The organism is Vibrio sp. 1249-1 (assembly GCF_033340495.1).
The window spans coordinates 1-782 of sequence record NZ_JAWOWJ010000399.1 but is presented as its reverse complement, the minus strand read 5'-3'; the positions used below and the strand labels follow the sequence as shown (position 1 = coordinate 782).

Below are 782 nucleotides of genomic sequence, written 5' to 3'. Positions count from 1 at the left end.
CTACTGTCTATCTATGTTCCCATACCCAAGTGGTCGACTGCACATGGGTCACGTGCGCAACTACACCATCGGTGACGTAGTATCTCGCTTCCAACGCCTACAAGGCAAAAACGTAATGCAACCAATTGGTTGGGATGCGTTCGGTCTACCAGCAGAAAACGCAGCGGTGAAAAACAACACAGCACCTGCGCCATGGACTTACGAAAACATCGAATACATGAAAAACCAGCTTAAATTGCTAGGTTTTGGCTACGACTGGAATCGTGAATTCGCAACTTGTACGCCTGAGTACTACCGTTGGGAACAAGAGTTCTTCACTAAGCTTTACGAAAAAGGCCTAGTTTACAAGAAGACGTCTTCTGTTAACTGGTGTCCAAATGACCAAACCGTTCTTGCAAACGAACAGGTTGAAGACGGCTGCTGCTGGCGTTGTGACACTCCAGTAGAGCAAAAAGAGATCCCTCAGTGGTTCATCAAGATCACAGAATACGCGCAAGAGCTACTTGACGATCTAGACAAACTTGAAGGTTGGCCAGAAATGGTTAAGACCATGCAACGCAACTGGATTGGTCGCTCTGAAGGTGTGGAACTGAAGTTTGAAGTGAAAGGTCAACAAGACCTAGAAGTTTACACAACGCGTCCAGACACACTGATGGGTGTGACTTACGTAGGTATCGCAGCGGGTCACCCTCTAGCAACGCTAGCTGCAGAGAACAACCCAGAGCTTGCTGCATTCATCGAAGAATGTAAGAACACCAAAGTTGCTGAAGCTGAACTGGCAA

Annotated in this window: 1 protein-coding gene; it reads left to right on the top strand. The window is 47.3% G+C overall.

Translation table 11 applies throughout. The annotated features are described in order from the left end of the window. Positions 1-782, top strand: a 782-nt coding sequence (locus tag R7Z50_RS26625) for a class I tRNA ligase family protein (protein WP_318149630.1), incomplete at both ends; no start/stop codon positions are given.